This window comes from Stenotrophomonas sp. 21LCFQ19, from assembly GCF_056861425.1.
The window spans coordinates 27,428-45,231 of sequence record NZ_JBSPUF010000018.1; the positions used below are offsets into that span (position 1 = coordinate 27,428).

The following is a 17,804-nucleotide window of genomic DNA, read 5'->3' on the forward strand; positions in this document are numbered from 1 at the left end:
CGGCGTAAGCCGCGAAGCTGGCAATGCGGAAGTTCAGTGCATCAGTGCCGATCGATGATCCATCTGCTTCGCGGCTTACGCCGCTCCCACATACCTGGAATCTCAAGCCGGAGCAAGCGCGCGTTGCAGTGCCTGGCTGAGATCGGCGCCGGTGTAAGGCTTGGACAACTTCACGCCGGCATCGAACACTGCAGGCAGCTGATCGATTTCCATCCCGGTGGCTACCAGGAACGGGATGCCGCGCTGCCTCAGGCGTTCGGCAACCGGGCTGCTGTTCTCATTGCATGCCAGCCAATAGTCCAGGAACACAAGCTGGGGCTGCAGCTCATCGATCATCTGCAGGGCAGCACTGACCGTGGCAGCTACGCCGCCCACCAGCATGCCTTCCATCTCCAGCTGCATCTGCAGCAGCATGGCATTCAACTCGTCGTTCTCCACGACCAGCACCCTCGTACCTTCGAGCGAGCCCATCGTTCTCCCCTGTATCTGGATCGGTCGAAGTATAGCCAGTCGCCGAAACAGGCATTACACAAATATTTTCAGCCAAGGCCTGCCCAAGTAGACAAAGCTCCGCTATAATTCCGCTCCTGCCAGCCGAAGTGGCGGAATCGGTAGACGCAGCGGATTCAAAATCCGCCGCCCTTAAAAGCGTGGGGGTTCGAGTCCCCCCTTCGGCACCAGAGAAAACAGGCACCCTTGGGTGCCTTTTTCTTTGCCCGGAGTTTGTCAGGCACCTGCAGGTTTGCGAATCGCATTGCTCCCCTGCAGCGGCCGGGCGTGCAGTACCGAGCCATGCTCGGCAGGAGTTGTCCCGCAGCACTTCAAGCTTCAGCTGCAATGCGGAAACAGCGAAGGTGGCGAAGCTTGCAGCACAAAGGGGCAGCGGACGTGATGTCACTCATCTGCAGAAGCCTGGGTTACGCGGCTTGCGCTGCTCGCGCAAAAGGGCGGTGTTGCCCGCGTTGGCGCTGCCAATCTCAGGGCTGTGCGCGGTTCCGCTTCAGGGCACCGCCTTTTGCGCCCAGAAGGAACAATAGAATCCCGGCGCCAAGGATCGACCAGTGTTGAAGTTGATCGCTGCGGGTGATGTAAACCGTGCGATCCGATCCTTTCACCTTGAACGCGATGATCTCACCCTTGGCCTGGTCGGGCACTTGCGAGCGCTCGGCAAAGAGATGGTTGGCGTGTAGTGTGGTGCCGGCGAAGGTCAGGAGCGCTCCAGCCAGCAGGATGGCAAGTGCTTTCATGTTCATTGAATTCTCCTCGCCGCTGGCTGGCAGCCTCCAGCATCTCAGTATGCTGACCAGCTTGGCTGGCTGTCGATGACGGTTTGATTGGCTGCTCACTGCTTTCCAGCCAGCGAGGGCAGGGCTGCATTGCCGTAAATACCACACAAGAAAAAAGCCCCGATTGCTCGGAGCTTTTTAGAAATGGCGTCCCCACGGGGATTCGAACCCCGGTCGCCACCGTGAAAGGGTGATGTCCTAGGCCTCTAGACGATGGGGACGCGTATTCTTCAAATCTCAAGTTGTAGATTCAGGCGGCCTAAGGCCTGAATTGGTGGAGCCAAGCGGGATCGAACCGCTGACCTCCTGCATGCCATGCAGGCGCTCTCCCAGCTGAGCTATGGCCCCACGTTGTTGCTAGCCCGTCATAATAACGGTTTTTTATCAAATTGGAAGCTTTTTCTTCTTCCGTGCAATCTCTTGGGAAGATTGCTTCGATAAAAAAAGACCCGATACGGCTGGGTCCGTTTTTACCTGATGAATGGCGTCCCCACGGGGATTCGAACCCCGGTCGCCACCGTGAAAGGGTGATGTCCTAGGCCTCTAGACGATGGGGACGCGTTATACTCATCAAATTGTCGACAATCCAGACGGCCTAATGTCCGGATTTGGTGGAGCCAAGCGGGATCGAACCGCTGACCTCCTGCATGCCATGCAGGCGCTCTCCCAGCTGAGCTATGGCCCCGGTGGAACGTTGTTACGTCGTTGCCGAGAAAGAAATAATAGCGGGGCTTCACATTTCCCGCAAGCGATTTGTGAAGAAATTTCTTCATCCAATGAGATTGGGCCGAAGGCCCCACGCTCATCTCTGTGCGGACTCGTGGACAAGCCCGACACAAGGCTTTGTTGTATGCCTGCATCGCAGGTAGTGGCGAACTGCCAGGCTGGCCGCCGGTAAGGTCAATTGGAGTGCCAGCCGTGGCATCTCTTGCTTGCTTGGTGTTGAGCTGCCTGCTCGGCAGCACGGGTGATGAGTCAGGATCGCTGGTATACAAGTGCCAGACAGCCGGGGGCCACTCCTATCAATCGCTACCTTGTGAAGAACTTGAGCTGAAGCGCTGGAGCATTGTTGATGCTCCCACCGACCAGGATGCGCGCAAACGGCTGGCGGCAATCGAGCTCCAACTGCAACTGCAGCGGGACCGGCTATCGACGAAATCCGGCGTTCGCCCGGGGCGACGACGCTCTGCCCCCGCGCCGAAGGCCAATGCTTGCGAGAACGCGCGGCGAGGGCGCGATCGGGCGTATGCCAACGCTGGTCTGAAGCGCGACTTCGCCCTCTCGAGCTTCTGGGACAACAAGGTCCATCAGGCATGCAGGTAGTCAGCGCGGAATGATGCTCCTGGCTCCAGTGGTTGCGCAGTGGTCCAGCGATCAGCCGTTGTGAGGTACTGGTCACCGGGGAGCTGCTGCGTTGCTCACTGACGCCTGCGGCTCAGAACAGCGTGGGCGGCGGACTCGAATTCAAGCAGCGATTTGCGCAGCTGACTCCTGTCTCCCTGTTCAAGCAATCGTTCCATTGCCTCGCAGCGCTCGGCGATGGCGGTTTCGTGGATGAAGGCGAATGCGCCGCGCAGGGAGTGAAGATGTCTGCCGATAACGTCAGTGCCGAACTCATGGGTGGTTGCTGGCGCGTCGTTTGCTGAATCGGGTTGCAGCTGCAGCGTTTGCTTGATTGCGATAAGTGATTGTTCCAGGGAGCCAAGCAGGGGGCCATGTACCTCTGGTGGCAGCGCTCCCGTGGCGATATCCACTTGTCCCCGAACGCTGCGCAGGGGAGGGGCGGCGCTGGCTGGTTCAGCCAACCTTGCACGCAGTGCCTCCAGTAGAACCGGTTTGATGAGGATGCTGTTGATACCAGCTTCCTCGCCGCGGCTCCTGTCACGGTCCGAGGCGTGTGCGGTCACTGCGATGATGGGTGCCGTCACTCCGCGCCCACGCAGGTAGCGGGAGAAGGCGAAGCCATCCATGCCGGGCATGTTCAGATCGGTCAGGATCAGATCGTAGTTCTGGCTGCTGAAGGAGGCGATGGCCGCGGCACAGTCTTCGAATGCACTTGCGGTGCAGCCCAGTGTCTCCAGCTGCAATTGCAGCAGTTTCCGATTGGCAGGGTGGTCATCGACGACCAGGACACGCTGCGCAGCACCCTGAGCAGGGTCCGGCCTGGCGGCTGTCTTGTCCTGATGCGGTAAGGTGGCATCGGCATCGGCATCGGCGGCTGGCTGCAGCGGCAAGGTCACCATGAAGGTGCTGCCCTTGCGTGGTGTGCTTATCACCCGGATGTCACCTTGCATCAGCTCCGCGAGACGCTTGCAAAGTGCAAGCCCAAGCCCGGTCCCTCCGTAGCGCCTGGCGATGCTGGAGTCAGCTTGGGAAAAGGTCGTGAACAGCGTTGCTTGCTGGGCGGCGCTCATACCGATGCCAGTGTCGCTCACACCGAGCACGATCGCCGAATCGTCGACGTCCTCATCCTGCAGGTAGACCTCGACCAGCACATCTCCCGCCTCGGTGAATTTGATCGCATTGCTGACCAGATTGAAGATGATCTGGCGAATCCGTGTTGGGTCGCCGAGGTAGCGTGGCTGCAGGCCATCGCTGACAACAAGGTTTATTTCCAGTCCTTTTGCCTGAGCCATTGGCAGGAACATCTCGATGCATTGCAGTGCGACCTGCTTCAGATCGAACGGTATCGATTCAATCGTCATCTGCCCGGACTCGACCTTGGAGAAGTCGAGAATGTCATTGATGATATCCAGCAAGGCAGAGGACGAAGAGGTGACTGCCTGTAGCCGATTGGTTTGCTCCGACGTCAACGTGGTGCGCTCCAACAGCTCAAGGTTGCCGAGGATCGCGTTCAAGGGCGTGCGGATTTCGTGGCTCATGATTGCCAGGAAGGTCGATTTTGCTTCGTTCGCGGCCTGCGATGCTGCGCGGGCGGTCTCCAGCTCCTGCTCCACCTTCTTGCGCAACGTGATGTCGATGAAGTTGCACAGCAGTACATCACTTCCCTGGTACTTGCTTGGAACGATGCTGACCAGCAGGGAGCAGTCGGCACCATCATGGGTCTGTATGCTCAGCTCGACGCCCGGTGACGCGATTGTCTGGACGTCATGCACCCGGAACGCGCGAAGGAACTCGAGGTGCAAGGCGCGCTGTGAATCAATCCTTGCGTCCGCATAAGAGGCCATGACCGAATTTTGGAGAAGGATTTCGCCATTCGCGGACGAAATCAGCACCTGGCCGAATGGAGCGGTTTCCACCATTGTCCGGTTGAGGTTCTCGCTTTCGATGATGCGTTCCGAACGTACATAGCCAGGGCGGAAAACCTTTCTCTCAATCAGCAACAGCACTGTCCATACGAAGCCTATCGCCAGCAGCATCGCTGCAATGTAGGCGAGCAGGGTAGGCCATAAGGCAGTGATGATGGTTCGCCAGGAGAAGGAGTGGATCAGGTACCAGCCGGTGTTGGCAGTGGATATCGGATCTGCGGCGACGAAGCGCCCGTCGATCTTTTCGAACCTGTCACGCTTTTCCGATGGTGTGACGGCTGCCCAGTGATGTATCGGGAACCGTGCGAGCGCGTCGGCGTTTGGCTGCTGCGCGCCGAGGAATAGTTCGCCGCGAGGGCTGGCAACCAACCAGAATTCGTCATTCTGTGTCGAGTTCAGCGATGGAGTTACGAGGTCGACGGGATAGGACGCGATGAACACCGCAAAGGGGTGTTCGTCGGCAATAGCCAGCTGGCGCAGAAGCAGTGAAGGCCTGCCGGTCAACGGGTCGTTTGCGACCGGTAACCACGCTGGTCCGCCAAGGGCTGGTGGTGGGCTGCCGTTGGCCGTTGGCGACGGTTGATCCGGCATGAACCGTTGAATGAGAGTGGCGGTTGACTCGTTCGCATGTTTGGCCAGCAGGTTGCTGTCGGGAAGGGGGCCTGCGCCCAGAAAGGTCCGGTCAGGGTTGGAGAAATAGATCGATGCTGTGAGTGCGCGGGCAAAGGTGCCGGCCTGATGGCTGACTTCATCGGCCAATTCAAGGTACGGTGCGAAGCTTTCCAGCGAACCTCCTCGAACCGTGTCGGCAAGGATCAGCACGTGCGGCGAATTGGCCGAGCGCTGCATCGTCATTCGGCCCTTGTTCTGGCTGAACCTGTCGACCAGCTCAGTGGCGGGTTTCTGGCGAGACTCCCAGGCGTACTCCTCCTGCGCGGTGGTGACACGCATCGCGCCCTCACGCACCGCGAAGGCCGCTTGCAATGCGATCCGGCGGCTGGTCTGGTCTGCATGCCGTTCGGCGATGTAGTCCTTGATCTGCGAATGGATGACAACTGCAGTCACCGCAGCGAGGATCAGCGTGGTTACGATGCCGCCCACATGGAGCAGGCTGCGCTGGTGTCGGCTCAGCAGCTTCAAGGGATTTGTGCGGGCAGGGGGCCGGGAGTTTCGCGCATCCCCTGCAGTGTCTGTCTCTGAGACCATTTGAGATTCCACTCAGGTTTGGCTGCTGCCCGCTGATGGGGTGAAAAGCCCGGTTTCACGGCGTTCCTTGAGAGGGACAGGACGAATATTCGGACTAGGCCGATGTAGGCGTGATTACTGCGCTGGAACAATGGCGGCATTGAAAGCAGCCAGTTCCCTGATACCGCCGCTCTTGGCGTGGAGACAACACCCATGAACGCTCTCGCACAACTTGTGTCGCCACCACCGGAGACCCGGATGATCCAGAACGCGCTGGTGGTTGATGGCAATGAACTGCAGCATCTTCCGATGGTCAAGATGCTGCGTCAATCAGGGGTGTCCGAAGTGACTTCAGTGCTGGACGGGGCCCGGGCAGTGACGGCGTTGCGAGATCGTAGCTGGGATCTGGTGATCCTTGATCTGGACCTCACCGGCCTCACCAGCCTGACCGGCCTCACAGGTCTCACCGGTCTCACTGGCCTGCAGGTGATCGACCTGCTGGCCGAACGTTGCCGCAATGCGCGTCTGGCGATCATCAGCAGCCAGCCCAGCCGGATTCTGAACGCCGCATCGGCGTATGCGTCGCATCTCGGCTTCACTGTGGTTGCAGCACTGCGCAAACCGCTGAAGGCGGAGCAGATCCGCAATATCGTTGCTGCGTCCGCCGAACGGGCAGCAGCAGACGAAAGCTTGGGGGTGGTCAAGCCTGGTGGGCAGAGGTTTTCACGTGAGGAGTTGCGTGGAGCGTTGCTGGGTCAGCAGATCCAGGCGTACTTCCAGCCTCAGCACTGCGCCACCACGGGTGTGTTGCGTGGTGCCGAGGTGCTGGCACGTTGGCATCGGCCTGATGGTTCTGTGCTGGCGCCGGCTGAGTTCCTTCCGGCAATCGAGCGTGAAGGGCTGCTGGAGTCCCTCACGGACTACATGTTGTCCTGTGCGTTCGACTGCATTGCGGCCGAAGAGAGGGAATCAACGCTCTTGATGGCAGTCAATGTTCCCGCACGCGTTGCAACCGGCGTGCACTGGGCGCAATCCGTGGCGGACCATGCCTACCACGCAGGGGTTGACCCGGGCCGCGTGGTGATCGAGATCACCGAGGACGGTGGCGAACTGTGCAACCCGGCACTGGCTGGTGCTGTCGCCCAGCTGCGGCTCCGGGGTTTCAACTGCGCCATTGACGACTTTGGCAGCGGCGACTCTTCACTCGACCGGCTGCTGCAGGTGCCGTTCAACGAGTTGAAGATCAACCGCAGCATGCTGGTGGAAGCCCGTGCACATGCCCATGCCCGCTGCCTGCTTGCCAGTACGATTGCAATGGCGAGACAGATGGTCGCCACTGTCGTTGTTGAAGGTGTCGAGACTTATATGGATCTGGATATGGTTCGCAGTCTGGGCTGCCACAACACCCAAGGCTACCTGCACAGTCGAGCGATGCCCAAGGCCGAGTATGTGAAGTACATCGCACAGCAGAACTTGGCCGGTCTGGGGATGAGAACCGGTTGATGCGCCAGCCGAGGTTGAGTGCGAAGCCAAGACCTGCCATTCAAGGAACTGGACCACTCTCGGCCGGCTGCTTGGCCGGCCCGCTTGCTTCAAGGCCGAGGCTGGCGGCCTGGGGCGTACGCAGGACGACGGCCAGCGTTGGCGAGGTCAAGGCATTGATGGGGGGGGGGCTGGTTCGCGATTGTGCGGGTTCGGACCGAAAGCCTGCGCCATGTAGATATGCAAGATGCGGAATACTCGGCAAGCGTCGCCGCTGGTTGGTGGTTTTTGCTGCTTTCCTGGAGCTGCGGGACAAGATGGGGCGCATGGCTGCGACGGCGGTTGCTGGTGCCGCTGTGTACTTCAATTGTTATAAGGATTTTCCTGTATTTGGAGCAAGCCGGAGGCTCGGCGATGAGCTGCCAGGTTCTTGTTCGATGAATGCCCTGCTTTTTACGCATAAGTCTTTGTCTTTGTGCGTGATGTGACATAAATTCTGTCCCGATGTGCCTCGCAGGGCAGGGGATGCCCCCTCAGCCTGGATTGGCCAGCTGCCAGCGCACTTCACGGAGAGCTTTGTCATGAGTGGTTTCAAGATCAGAGTGGTCTTGGCCGACGATCATCCGGGCATGATCGCAGGGGTGAAGTACGAATTGTCATCAGTTACTACCCTCGACCTTGTCGGGACCGCTGCCGATTCAACTGAGCTCATGGCGCTGCTGGGCAGCGTGGCATGCGACGTGGTGATCTCGGACTACGCGATGCCGGCAGGCGACTTTGGCGATGGGATCGCCTTGTTCGGCATGATTGCCCGGCGTTACCCGCAGGTGAGGCTGGTGGTGCTCACGATGCTTGATAACCCGGCGGTGTTGCATACGCTGCTTACCCAGGGGGTGACGTGCATCGTCAGCAAGTCGGATGCGTTGACGCATCTGGTACCAGCGGTTCACGCAGCCCAAAGCGGGGGCAAGTATTACTCACCCACCATCGACAAGGTGGTTCAGGGGATCGAGCTGAACCGACGAAGCCGCAACCCCGCGGGCGTGTTGAGCATCCGCGAATCGGAAGTGGTGCGGTTGTATGCCTCTGGCCTCACAGTCAATGAGATTGCCGAACGCCTGCATCGCAGCAAGAAGACCATCAGCACGCAGAAGGCCAGTGCGATGGAGAAGCTGTCCATCGAGAAGGATGTCGATCTGTTGCGCTATGCCATGGAGAATGGACTGGTGACCTCTTCAGGCGGCACACCAGCCACATCTTGAACGGGCTGAATCCTATGCGCCATGATGTCGGGTCCGTGCGCCTTCCTGCTTTGATGCAGGCGTGATCAATCCGCATCCAGTCCCGTTTTCCCCGACTCCCACCGCAGCATGATCTTGCGCCTGCGTTGTGGCGAGGCGTACATGAAAAGGTTGAGTGTCTCCAAAAACAGATTCTTCTGGAGGTTGGATAGGCGGGCGAAATCGATAAGCAGCCGTCTGACGTCTGCGGTTTTCTTGTCCATCTTTGTATGTTCCCAGCCGCAGCTCCAAAGCAAAATACACGTGCGACACCTATCTGGCATCGCACAAGAATCTGCTCATGGTGTGATAAGCGGTCCGGTGCGGCCATAGGACACGTCCCAAGAATGGAGCCTGATCTTGCCTTTTGGTTGCTGGGTGGTTCTCGGATCCGGTGGCTTCCGATCGCGCCGCGGCTGAAGCCTATTTCAGGGATTCCTGCACACGAAGTGATGTGCCACTTTATTATTGGGCGGATTCTGATAGAGAAACGACAATGGCTGATGATCACAGCGCTGTGGATGACCCCGCGGCTGAAGCTTCTCCCCCTGCAAAGCGACGAGGTCGGCCGCGACTCTACGATACGCCGCTATCGCAGGCTGAGCGCGCCAAACGCTATCGCAAGGCCCGGCAATGGGACGAAAGCAGCCTGGGTGACTGCCGCGACCCGGTGCTGATGGATCGACTGAGTTGGGCCTTGAAGCACAAGGACACCTCCGAGGACGCGCGAGGCGCGTTGGATATCTACCTGGAAGAACTCGTACGCCGGCATCACAGCAAAGGAAGCCAGCTTTTCAAGTAATTCTGGTAGGCGGCAGTATCGCGCTGCGCTCGGGCTGATGTCCCGCGCAACGCAGCCAGCGGATGCGCTGGCGATTGCTTGCGCTGGGTTGTGGCAGCCTGGGTGAGCAGTTGCTTCACAACTGCAGGCCTCAGATCCGCAGTGCATCCACCACCAATGCGAATGCAGCCGAATGCTGGCGGCGGCTGGGGTAATACAGGTGATAGCCGGGGAAGGGCGGGCACCAGTTCTGCAGTACACGCACCAGCCTGCCTTGCTCGATGTGATCACCGAACTCTTCCTCCGGCAGGAAGGTGATACCAAGACCATCCAGCGCCGCCTGCACCATCGGCGGCGAGGTGTTGAACACCGCCTGGCTTTCGACGCGTACGTTCACCTGCCTGCCGTTGCGCTCGAATTCCCATACGTACAAGCCGCCCGAGGTGGCGAAGCGGATGTTGATGCAACTGTGCCGCGTCAGGTCTGCAGGGACCTTGGGGATCGGGTGCTTTTCGAAATAGGCCGGTGAAGCGGCTGCGGCCATGCGCACCTTGGGGCTGATCGGCAGGGCGATCATGTCCTTGTCGATGCTTTCGCCCAACCGCACACCCGCGTCGAAGCGATCGGCGACGATGTCGCGCAGCGCATAGCTGACGTCGAACTCGATGCGGATGTCGGGATAGCGGTGCATCAACGGCAGCAGCTTGGGTAGCAGGATGGTCTGCAACGAGTGATCACCGCAGGTCAGGCGCAGGGAGCCGGCAGGCTTGTCGCGCAGCTCGGTGAGTGCATCCAGCTCCGCTTCGATCTCGTCAAAGCGGTTGCCAATGGCCAGCAACAGGCGCTCGCCTGCCGGAGTGGGCGAGACGCTGCGGGTGGTGCGGGTGAGCAGGCGGATCTGCAGCCGCTCTTCCAGTGCTTTGATGGCCTGGCTGAGCGCGGACTGCGAGACGCCCAGCAGCGCACCCGCGCGGGTGAAATTCCCTTCACGCGCCACGGTGACAAAGGCCAGTAGATCATTGAGGTTGCGTCGTGCCATGGCCGCAGTGTGGCACGGCTGATTGATTAGTTCAGCTAATAGTGGCTAGAAGCATTGATTACCTTATCAGCCGAGTCATCGCGGTGGACAATGGCCACCTTCCCCAAACACCGCCGGAGTTCCCATGTCTGTCAAAGCCTATGGCGCCTATGCCGCCGACAAGCCGCTGGAGTCTATGGACATCAGCCGCCGCGCGCCGGGGCCGCACGATGTGCAGATCGACATCGCCTATTGCGGCATCTGCCACTCCGACCTGCACCAGGTGCGTGCCGAATGGGCGGGTACCCAGTTCCCCTGCGTGCCGGGCCATGAGATCGTCGGCCGCGTAGCCGCAGTCGGCGCGCACGTGAGTGGCTTCAAGCCCGGCGATCTGGTGGGTATCGGCTGCATCGTCGACAGCTGCAAGCAGTGCGAAGACTGCGATGCCGGGCTGGAAAACTATTGTGACGGCATGGTCGGCACCTACAACGGTGCTACGCCGGATGCGCCGGGTTGGACGCTGGGCGGCTATTCGCAGGAAATCGTGGTTCATGAGCGTTATGTGCTGCGCATCGGCCACCCCGAAGACCAGCTGGCTGCGGTAGCGCCGCTGCTGTGCGCCGGCATCACCACCTATTCGCCGCTCAAGCACTGGAATGCCGGTCCTGGCAAGACGGTAGGCGTGGTCGGCATTGGCGGTCTGGGCCATATGGGCATCAAGCTGGCCCATGCGATGGGCGCACATGTCATCGCCTTCACCACGTCAGAGTCCAAGCGCGAGGCCGCCCTGGCACTGGGTGCGGATGAAGTGGTGGTGTCGCGTGACGCTGCAGCGATGGCAGCACAGGGCAAGCGCTTCGACCTGATCGTCAACACGGTTGCCGCGCCGCACGACCTGGATGCTTTCCTTGCACTGCTCAAGCGTGACGGTGCGATGGTGCTGGTTGGGGCGCCGGCGACGCCACACCCGTCGCCGAATGTGTTCAACATGATCACCAAGCGCCGCACCCTGGCCGGTTCGATGATTGGTGGCATTCCGGAAACCCAGGAGATGCTGGATTTCTGCGCGAAGCACCAGATCGTGGCGGATATCGAGTTGATCCGTGCCGAGGAGATCAACGAAGCCTACGAGCGCATGCTCAAGGGCGACATCAAGTATCGCTTCGTGATCGACAACGCCACCATGGGCGGCTGAGGCGGCTTGCCGAGTCGATAGTTGCCTGCAGCGTTGGCCCTGACGGCCAGCGCTGCAGTGAAGGCGCCGCATGGCCTGCTGGCGGCTTTCACTGCTGTTGCCGCCATGCCATGTCGCCCGGCAGGTAGTGCTGATCAAGCGGATCAGCTCAGGGCGCCCGTATCTTCCATGGAATCCAGCCAGCCCATCGTCCTGATGGTTGCTGGGCGCTTCCCGACCGTCCAACGCCTTGGCGGGCCCCGTCTTTCAAGGAACACCTATGCAGGACTCACTGAAGAGCCTTGGGCTCATTGCGGTGGCTGTGCCGATGGCCGCGATCACGGAAGTGCCGGTGTCCGCAGCTTCAACAACGCAGCATGTTTCGGAAGCTGGCAGCCGGCCATCGCTCGCAGGCAGTGCGGAGCATTTCACCGGGCGCGTACGCATCGACCCGGTGTGGTCGGCCGATCCAGCGCTCACCGTCTCCGGCGCCTGGGTGACCTTCGAGCCTGGCGCGCGTTCGGCCTGGCATACACACCCTGCAGGACAGCGTCTGGTGGTGATGTCCGGGATGGGGCTTACCCAGGAATGGGGCAAGCCTGTGCAGCAGATCCGGCCGGGCGATGTGATCACCTGCCCGGCGGGTGTCAAACACTGGCATGGTGCCGGGCCGAGAACCGCCATGACCCATCTGGCGGTCACCGGTGTACTCGATGGCAACAATGTCGAGTGGATGGAGCAGGTGAGTGATGAGCAGTATGACGCCGCTCAATAGGCACACCCCGTTCATGTCTTCGCATCTTGCTGGGGAAGGTCCATAGCGCGCACGAAGGCTGCACGCGTCTTTGTGACCACGTGGCAGTAGTCGGCTGCGTACAGGGGTTGGTTCTCGCGACACGGTGATGCTCCCGCCGTAGCTCTGGACGCAACGAGTCCGCTTCTGTGTCGGCACCGCGGCAGCACCGCGCTGCTGATCAATACAAACATCATGTAAAGAGGTTTCTTATGTCGACTCCCGTCGTCGGCACGCCCGTGCGTGCCTGTGCGGAGCTGGGCGAGGCTGCATCTCACTGGAGTGGCGTGTTCGCCATGACCCTGTGCGTGTTCGCCTTGATCGCCTCCGAATTCCTGCCTGTCAGCCTGCTCACGCCGATGGCTGCCGATCTGGGTGTCAGCGAAGGTCTGGTGGGGCAGGGCATCGCCATCTCGGGCGCGTTCGCGGTGGTGACCAGCCTGTGCATAGCGCGATTGGCAGGCAATGCTGATCGCAGGACCTTGCTGCTCGCATTGACCGCGTTGATGGCCGTGTCCGGCAGCGTGGTGGCACTGGCACCAAACTACCCTGTCTATCTGGTCGGGCGCGCACTTATCGGCGTGGTTGTCGGCGGATTCTGGTCGATGTCCGCGGCCACCGCCATGCGGCTGGTGCCTTCCGCGCAGGTGCCCCGCGCCCTGGCCATCTTCAACAGCGGCAATGCATTGGCGACCGTGATTGCGGCGCCGCTCGGCAGCTATCTCGGCGCCGTCATGGGCTGGCGCAGTGCCTTCTTCTGCCTGGTTCCGATCGCACTGATAGCGCTGGTGTGGCAGTGGTGCAGCCTGCCGTCGATGAAGGCTTTGCGTGTTGATGCGGCCAGCGGCGTGCTTCGTCTGCTCAGTCGCAGGGCCGTGGCGCTTGGCATGGCGGCCTGCGCGGCATTCTTCATGGGTCAGTTTGCACTGTTCACCTACGTGCGACCTTTTCTGGAGACGGTGACGCAGCTCGACGTGTCTGCACTGTCCTGGGTGTTGCTGGGGATTGGTCTGAGTGGATTCATCGGCACTGCCTTGATTGGTGGCGTACTCAAGCAAGGTCTGTATCCGGTGCTGATTCTCATACCGGTACTGATGGCAGTGATCGCGCTTGCGCTGATACCGATGGGGCGCTCGCTGACAGCCGTCGCCGTGCTGCTTGGGTTGTGGGGGCTGCTTGCCACCGCTGCGCCGGTGGGCTGGTGGAGCTGGATTGCGCAGACCCTGCCCGGAGAGGCGGAAGCAGGCGGCGGCCTGATGGTTGCGGTGATCCAGTTGGCTATCGCGCTGGGGTCTACGCTTGGAGGGTTGTTGTTTGACCACAGCGGCTACCAGAGCACCTTCGTCATGAGTGCAGTAGTACTTGCATCGGCTGCGCTGCTTTCCATGGTGATTTCACGATTGCCTGCTGAGCTCAGTCCGTAGGCATTCCTCCATGTTTCGCGCCTCCCGCCAGGATGTGTTCCTGGCGGGACACGCCGGCAAGCGTCGCCGTGACCTGGCAACTCGATGACAGGGCTACCAACGAATCGCTGGCGGTACCGGCGAATCGTGCGAAGGGAACAGGGGAAGCACGTACTCCGACAGCTCCTGCAGGACGTCCTGTGCCGGACGCTGGCTGAACTGGATTCCCAGGGCCGCATGGTTGACGCCCGCACGCTGCCATTCACCGAGCAGATCGATCAGGCCGTTGCGGCCCGTGCGTAAGGTGTAGCCGCCATCGACAGCCGTTCTGGGATGGTTGGGGGCTTCCACCAGGTCGATCCACTCGTTGGTGACGTGCGGGCGGAAGCCACCATCCCCGATCAGTCCGCGCCACGCGCGTATCTTCTCGGCCAGGCGCTTGGGGCCAGCGGCGTGGTCGGTGGCATCCGGGTAGGTCAGCCAACCATCGGCATGTTCGGCAACCCATTGCAGCGATTGCCGCGAGGTCCCGGTCACCAACAGCGGCACCGCACCGGCCACCGGCTTGGGCAGCAGCTCAACGCCTTGCGCACGTCCCAGCGGCGAGTTGATGTTCAGCGTGCCGGGCTGCATCAACTCGCGGACGTAGCTGACCGTATCTGCGAAGCGTTCGGCACGTTGTGCGTGTTCGATGCCATACGCCGGAAACTCAACCGGCCTGTCGCCAGAAGCGATACCCATCACCAGCCGGCCACCAGACAGCTGGTCAATGGTGGCTGCCGATTTGGCCAGGTCGATGGGGTGCCGCAGCGAGAAAATGGCGCTGCCAGTGGCCAAGGCAATGTGCTCGGTCTGTGCAGCAAGGAATGCCAGGTAGGTAAATGGGTCGAAGACCTGCCCGGCATCACCGAACAAAGGATCGAACAAGGGAACGTCGCGTACCCAGACTGCAGCAAATCCAGCGCGATCCAGTTGAGCAACCAGCGCGGACTGCCCGGCCAGGATTCGCATGTCGCCGCGATAGAAGCGCAATGGCAGGAAGATTCCAAGGCTCAGTGCGTCTTGGCGGAACATCCGCTGGTAGCCACAGTGGTGCGCAAACGCGGGAGCAGATGCTCCCTTGAGCGCTGTCTGCATATCGATGCTGTTGTTCAATGCGCTAACTTTTTGGTTCTCGATCATGGGCCGGTCGCCGGTTCGGGGACAAGTACGCCGCGCTGTACGGCGGGTCGTTCGGCGACACGGGCGTGCCAATCGCTCAAGTTCGGATAGGCGCTGAAGTCCAGGTCGATGACACGGGCGATATGCGTCCAGCCAAAACCGGCGATGTCGGCGATGGAGTATTCGTCTCCGGCCAGCCAAGGCCGGTCAGCCAGACGTTGATCCAGGGTCGCGAAGAACTCGTTGCTCAAGCGCCGGTAGCGCTCAATCGCGACCGGGAGTACTTCGTCGGCAAACATCTCGAAGTGAACGCGCTGGCCAAGGATCGGTCCTACGCTGGCGGCATGGAACATCAGCCAGGTGATCGCTTCCCATCGTGCCGTGGCGTGCCGGGGCAGAAGACGGCCGCTCTTTTCAGCCAGGTACAACAGGATGGCAGCCGACTCGAAGACAGTGATGCCAGCAGATTCGTCCACAAGCACGGGAATGCGCGCGTGAGGGTGCAGTTTCAGGAAGTCCGCCTGCCGGTGCTCGCCTTCGGCGATGCGCACGTGATGCAGCTGATAGGGGAGTTCAAGTTCTTCCAGCGCAATGCTTATCTTGAAGCCGTTTGGTGAGCTGTCGGTATGGAGATGAAGTGTTGGGCTGAGCACGAAGTAGTCCTTTCGTTGGGATGCAGTTCACCGAACCCACCTGGGGGCGAGACCCGGTGCGCTGCTGGCGAAAGTGAGAAGCAGGTGTTGGACCTGCGTGTTGCTGCAGGCCGCCATGAGAGGTCGCATGGTGTTGAGCTCGATTGCCCCGCTCCCACCTGTAACTGGCGGGCGCAGTTGTTGCGCTCGATCTGAAACCGGCGTGCTTGAACTCGCGCTGCACGTTCTCTTGCCAGTGCAATGTCACTTTGCGCTACGAGGTTTTGATGGCGTGTCGGGGTAGCGCAAGCAGATCGCCTGCTGTTGGAAGCCGGGCTCCTGTCGACCGGGAATGGTTGCAGTCTATGGGGCGCCATCAGCCCTGGAAAACGATCTTATCTGCTCGGTAACGTCAGATTATCTAATGTTTGTTCACGCCGGCTTCTAGGCGATTGCGGAAAGCAAGGGGGCACTATCCTCACGCCCCTCGGCGGCATGGGTGTTGGGGTTCATTGTAGGAATGCATAGGGTGATCAGCGCTTGTCATTCAGACCGCAGATCGCTGGCTGCCGTGCGTTGATGAATTCAGCTTTCCTCATTTGATGAAATGATCCATGCTGGCCCGAGTTGATGGGCGCAAGCGCAGCAGACACCCATCATTTCCACGTGCGAAAGATCGGGAAATTGAATCAATGGGTGCTGTCCTACCGTTGTTGGCGTTGCGTGCATTCGTGGAGACCGGTCGTCACGGCAGCCTCAAGGCCGCTGCCGAGGTCATGGGGGTTACGCCGGGTGCAGTGAGCCAGCAACTCAAACTGTTGAGTGACCGTACCGGCGTCACGCTCTTCATCCGCAATCGGCATGGTGTCGCGCTCAGTCCAGCAGGCGCGCAAGTCTATCCAGCCTTGCTTCGCGCCTTCGATACCATCCAGGACACCATGGCTGTTCTGGAGGCGATCAACGGGCGGCAGACACTGACGATCAGCACAGTTCCCGGTTTTGCCGCGTCCTGGTTGGTGCCTCGACTGGGCCGCTTCACCGAAAAGCATCCGGACATCGAGGTGCGCGTTGAAGCTTCATCGGCCCTGGTTGATCTGCGCCGCGACCGCATCGATATAGCGATTCGTCACGGGCTGGGCGAGTACCCGGGCTTGGTCTCGCGTCACCTTGCTTCGCCGGTGTTCCTGCCAGTAGCGAGTCCTGGTTTGCTGGCCAAGGGCAAACCGATCCGTAAGCCAATCGATTGCCTCAAGTACCCACTTCTGCAGGACTCCGATCGCAGTGATTGGCGACTTTGGTACAAGGCACTGGGAGTGGCGGACGATCCCCGTATCGAGCGAGGTGTCGCGTTCGATGATGATGTGTTGTTGATCCGCGCTGCCGAGGCAGGGCAGGGGATTGCGTTGGTGCGCGATGTGTACGTGCAGGCGGAAGTCGCCAGTGGTCGATTGGTGGTCGCGTTGGATCAGCCGTGGCCCACCCAGTTCGCCTACTACGCCGTGACCCTTCCGGGGGCGGACGGCAAGCCCGCCATTGCCTCATTCCTCGGCTGGCTGCAGGGCGAGGCCAAAGGCGAGAATGCCCTGCCTTGACCGGAATAGATAGGATCCTTGCCAAAGCTGTCGGTGGACATGCCCCGCGAGCGTCTCAGCGTTGTTTTTTTCCAGAGACACACGGGTTGCCGGCGACCCACCATCGCCATGGCAGGTCCACGGCTTTGGATATGCCAACGCGCGGTCCTTGGCCGGGAACGAGCGGAGGTGGCACTCCATCGGAGACAATCCGAATGCCGCGATCACCGTTTACCAGGTCAGCGCCGTCATGCGCACGGTTCAATCCAAATGCCTGGGACAACTTGCCGGGGCCGTTGGCCAGGTCGATGGTGCGCTTTGCAGCTGGCCTGAGCGCATGCATCAGATCCAAACCCTGCAATGGCTGTGCCGCCCTGAGCAGCACGCCTACGCCTTCATCGGGCTCTCCGCAGACCGCATTGCTGCCCCAATGCATGCCATAGGTGAAGTAGACATAGAGATGACCTGGAGGGCCGAACATGGTGGCGTTGCGCGCGGTTTTGCCTCTGAACGAATGCGCGGCGGGGTCGTCACCACCGGCATAGGCCTCCACTTCGACGATGCGTGCGCAGCGGCCATCGTTGTGAACCAGCAATTTGTTGAGCAGCTCCGGCGCAACCACAGTGGGATGCCTGCGATAGAAATCGCGTGGGAGCACCATCGAGTCTGCAGGAAGGGGCCTCATGTGCCGATCCTAGCCGTAGCCTGCGGTGACGTGCCAGTAAGTCTGCTTGGTGGATCGCTCCATACGCTTTCTGTACGGCGATGG

General features: G+C 60.5%; 15 protein-coding genes and 5 tRNA genes. 8 read left to right on the plus strand and 12 right to left on the minus strand.

Translation table 11 applies throughout. The annotated features are described in order from the left end of the window. Positions 1-102: 102 nt before the first annotated feature. A complete protein-coding gene (locus AC13FW_RS17580) occupies positions 103-471 on the minus strand; it encodes a response regulator (RefSeq protein ID WP_296246517.1) in 369 nt (122 codons plus the stop codon). Positions 472-593: 122 nt separating this feature from the next. Here AC13FW_RS17580 and AC13FW_RS17585 point away from each other — a divergent pair. Continuing rightward, positions 594-680, plus strand: a tRNA-Leu gene (locus tag AC13FW_RS17585). A gap of 297 nt (positions 681-977) precedes the next feature. Here the strand turns inward: AC13FW_RS17585 and AC13FW_RS17590 are convergent. The 6 genes from AC13FW_RS17590 to AC13FW_RS17615 all read right to left on the minus strand — a co-directional run bounded on the left by AC13FW_RS17590 (position 978) and on the right by AC13FW_RS17615 (position 5,695). Next, the gene (locus tag AC13FW_RS17590) at positions 978-1,253 is read right to left on the minus strand and encodes a hypothetical protein (RefSeq protein WP_296246516.1); all 276 of its coding nucleotides are present in this window, start codon (positions 1,251-1,253) and stop codon (positions 978-980) included. 178 nt (positions 1,254-1,431) lie between these two features. Then, positions 1,432-1,507: transfer RNA gene (locus AC13FW_RS17595), tRNA-Glu, on the minus strand. A 51-nt stretch (positions 1,508-1,558) separates the two neighbouring features. Beyond that, a tRNA-Ala gene (locus AC13FW_RS17600) sits at positions 1,559-1,634 on the minus strand. 134 nt (positions 1,635-1,768) lie between these two features. Then, positions 1,769-1,844, minus strand: a tRNA-Glu gene (locus tag AC13FW_RS17605). Positions 1,845-1,895: 51 nt separating this feature from the next. After that, a tRNA-Ala gene (locus AC13FW_RS17610) sits at positions 1,896-1,971 on the minus strand. 733 nt (positions 1,972-2,704) lie between these two features. After that, entirely contained in the window at positions 2,705-5,695 is a 2,991-nt protein-coding gene (locus AC13FW_RS17615) for a hybrid sensor histidine kinase/response regulator (protein ID WP_482989914.1), read from the minus strand. Between the two features lie 303 nt (positions 5,696-5,998). Between AC13FW_RS17615 and AC13FW_RS17620 the strand changes: the two genes are divergently transcribed. Continuing rightward, the gene (locus AC13FW_RS17620; RefSeq protein ID WP_482989915.1) at positions 5,999-7,243 is read left to right on the plus strand and encodes an EAL domain-containing protein; all 1,245 of its coding nucleotides are present in this window, start codon (positions 5,999-6,001) and stop codon (positions 7,241-7,243) included. A 560-nt stretch (positions 7,244-7,803) separates the two neighbouring features. Beyond that, positions 7,804-8,484 carry a response regulator gene (locus AC13FW_RS17625; protein ID WP_296246511.1) on the plus strand — a complete coding sequence of 227 codons (681 nt, stop codon included), beginning with the start codon at positions 7,804-7,806 and terminating at the stop codon, positions 8,482-8,484. Positions 8,485-8,549: 65 nt separating this feature from the next. Here the strand turns inward: AC13FW_RS17625 and AC13FW_RS17630 are convergent, their stop codons facing one another. Next, on the minus strand, positions 8,550-8,726 hold the full coding sequence (locus AC13FW_RS17630) for a hypothetical protein (RefSeq protein ID WP_296246509.1): 177 nt from the start codon (positions 8,724-8,726) through the stop codon (positions 8,550-8,552). Positions 8,727-8,998: 272 nt separating this feature from the next. On the opposite strand from AC13FW_RS17630, the gene AC13FW_RS17635 reads away from it, so the two are divergent. Beyond that, on the plus strand, positions 8,999-9,304 hold the full coding sequence (locus AC13FW_RS17635; protein ID WP_296246507.1) for a hypothetical protein: 306 nt from the start codon (positions 8,999-9,001) through the stop codon (positions 9,302-9,304). Between the two features lie 130 nt (positions 9,305-9,434). Here AC13FW_RS17635 and AC13FW_RS17640 read toward each other — a convergent pair whose 3' ends face one another. Next, complete coding sequence (locus tag AC13FW_RS17640) at positions 9,435-10,322, minus strand: LysR family transcriptional regulator (protein ID WP_296246505.1); 888 nt, start codon at positions 10,320-10,322, stop codon at positions 9,435-9,437. A gap of 124 nt (positions 10,323-10,446) precedes the next feature. Between AC13FW_RS17640 and AC13FW_RS17645 the strand changes: the two genes are divergently transcribed. From AC13FW_RS17645 to AC13FW_RS17655, 3 genes are all read left to right on the plus strand, one after another. Beyond that, entirely contained in the window at positions 10,447-11,496 is a 1,050-nt protein-coding gene (locus tag AC13FW_RS17645) for an NAD(P)-dependent alcohol dehydrogenase (RefSeq protein ID WP_296246503.1), read from the plus strand. A 259-nt stretch (positions 11,497-11,755) separates the two neighbouring features. After that, positions 11,756-12,250 (plus strand): (R)-mandelonitrile lyase, encoded by a 495-nt coding sequence (locus tag AC13FW_RS17650; RefSeq protein ID WP_482989916.1) that lies wholly within the window; start codon positions 11,756-11,758, stop codon positions 12,248-12,250. Positions 12,251-12,480: 230 nt separating this feature from the next. Next, on the plus strand, positions 12,481-13,692 hold the full coding sequence (locus AC13FW_RS17655) for an MFS transporter (protein ID WP_482989917.1): 1,212 nt from the start codon (positions 12,481-12,483) through the stop codon (positions 13,690-13,692). Between the two features lie 93 nt (positions 13,693-13,785). Here AC13FW_RS17655 and AC13FW_RS17660 read toward each other — a convergent pair whose 3' ends face one another. Together AC13FW_RS17660 and AC13FW_RS17665 are read right to left on the minus strand one after the other, a co-directional pair. After that, a complete protein-coding gene (locus tag AC13FW_RS17660; protein ID WP_482989918.1) occupies positions 13,786-14,853 on the minus strand; it encodes an LLM class oxidoreductase in 1,068 nt (355 codons plus the stop codon). Next, on the minus strand, positions 14,850-15,485 hold the full coding sequence (locus AC13FW_RS17665) for a glutathione S-transferase family protein (RefSeq protein WP_482989919.1): 636 nt from the start codon (positions 15,483-15,485) through the stop codon (positions 14,850-14,852). Before AC13FW_RS17665 ends, AC13FW_RS17660 begins: the two co-directional genes overlap by 4 nt. 593 nt (positions 15,486-16,078) lie before the next feature. Here AC13FW_RS17665 and AC13FW_RS17670 point away from each other — a divergent pair. Beyond that, positions 16,079-17,056: a LysR substrate-binding domain-containing protein gene (locus AC13FW_RS17670; protein ID WP_482989920.1), complete on the plus strand. Its 978-nt coding sequence runs from the start codon at positions 16,079-16,081 to the stop codon at positions 17,054-17,056. A gap of 55 nt (positions 17,057-17,111) precedes the next feature. Here AC13FW_RS17670 and AC13FW_RS17675 read toward each other — a convergent pair whose 3' ends face one another. Further along, complete coding sequence (locus tag AC13FW_RS17675; RefSeq protein ID WP_482989921.1) at positions 17,112-17,720, minus strand: DNA-3-methyladenine glycosylase; 609 nt, start codon at positions 17,718-17,720, stop codon at positions 17,112-17,114. Between the last annotated feature and the right edge of the window lie 84 nt (positions 17,721-17,804).

Bases quoted from the DNA above. Each gene is read 5' to 3' on its own strand.
- AC13FW_RS17625 (WP_296246511.1), top strand. From the start codon at position 7,804: ATGAGTGGTTTCAAGATCAGAGTGGTCTTGGCCGACGATCATCCGGGC.
- AC13FW_RS17590 (WP_296246516.1), bottom strand. From the start codon at position 1,253: ATGAACATGAAAGCACTTGCCATCCTGCTGGCTGGAGCGCTCCTGACC.
- AC13FW_RS17620 (WP_482989915.1), top strand. From the start codon at position 5,999: ATGATCCAGAACGCGCTGGTGGTTGATGGCAATGAACTGCAGCATCTT.
- AC13FW_RS17670 (WP_482989920.1), top strand. From the start codon at position 16,079: ATGCTGGCCCGAGTTGATGGGCGCAAGCGCAGCAGACACCCATCATTT.
- AC13FW_RS17655 (WP_482989917.1), top strand. From the start codon at position 12,481: ATGTCGACTCCCGTCGTCGGCACGCCCGTGCGTGCCTGTGCGGAGCTG.
- AC13FW_RS17645 (WP_296246503.1), top strand. From the start codon at position 10,447: ATGTCTGTCAAAGCCTATGGCGCCTATGCCGCCGACAAGCCGCTGGAG.
- AC13FW_RS17635 (WP_296246507.1), top strand. From the start codon at position 8,999: ATGGCTGATGATCACAGCGCTGTGGATGACCCCGCGGCTGAAGCTTCT.
- AC13FW_RS17640 (WP_296246505.1), bottom strand. From the start codon at position 10,322: ATGGCACGACGCAACCTCAATGATCTACTGGCCTTTGTCACCGTGGCG.
- AC13FW_RS17580 (WP_296246517.1), bottom strand. From the start codon at position 471: ATGGGCTCGCTCGAAGGTACGAGGGTGCTGGTCGTGGAGAACGACGAG.
- AC13FW_RS17675 (WP_482989921.1), bottom strand. From the start codon at position 17,720: ATGAGGCCCCTTCCTGCAGACTCGATGGTGCTCCCACGCGATTTCTAT.
- AC13FW_RS17660 (WP_482989918.1), bottom strand. From the start codon at position 14,853: ATGATCGAGAACCAAAAAGTTAGCGCATTGAACAACAGCATCGATATG.
- AC13FW_RS17630 (WP_296246509.1), bottom strand. From the start codon at position 8,726: ATGGACAAGAAAACCGCAGACGTCAGACGGCTGCTTATCGATTTCGCC.
- AC13FW_RS17650 (WP_482989916.1), top strand. From the start codon at position 11,756: ATGCAGGACTCACTGAAGAGCCTTGGGCTCATTGCGGTGGCTGTGCCG.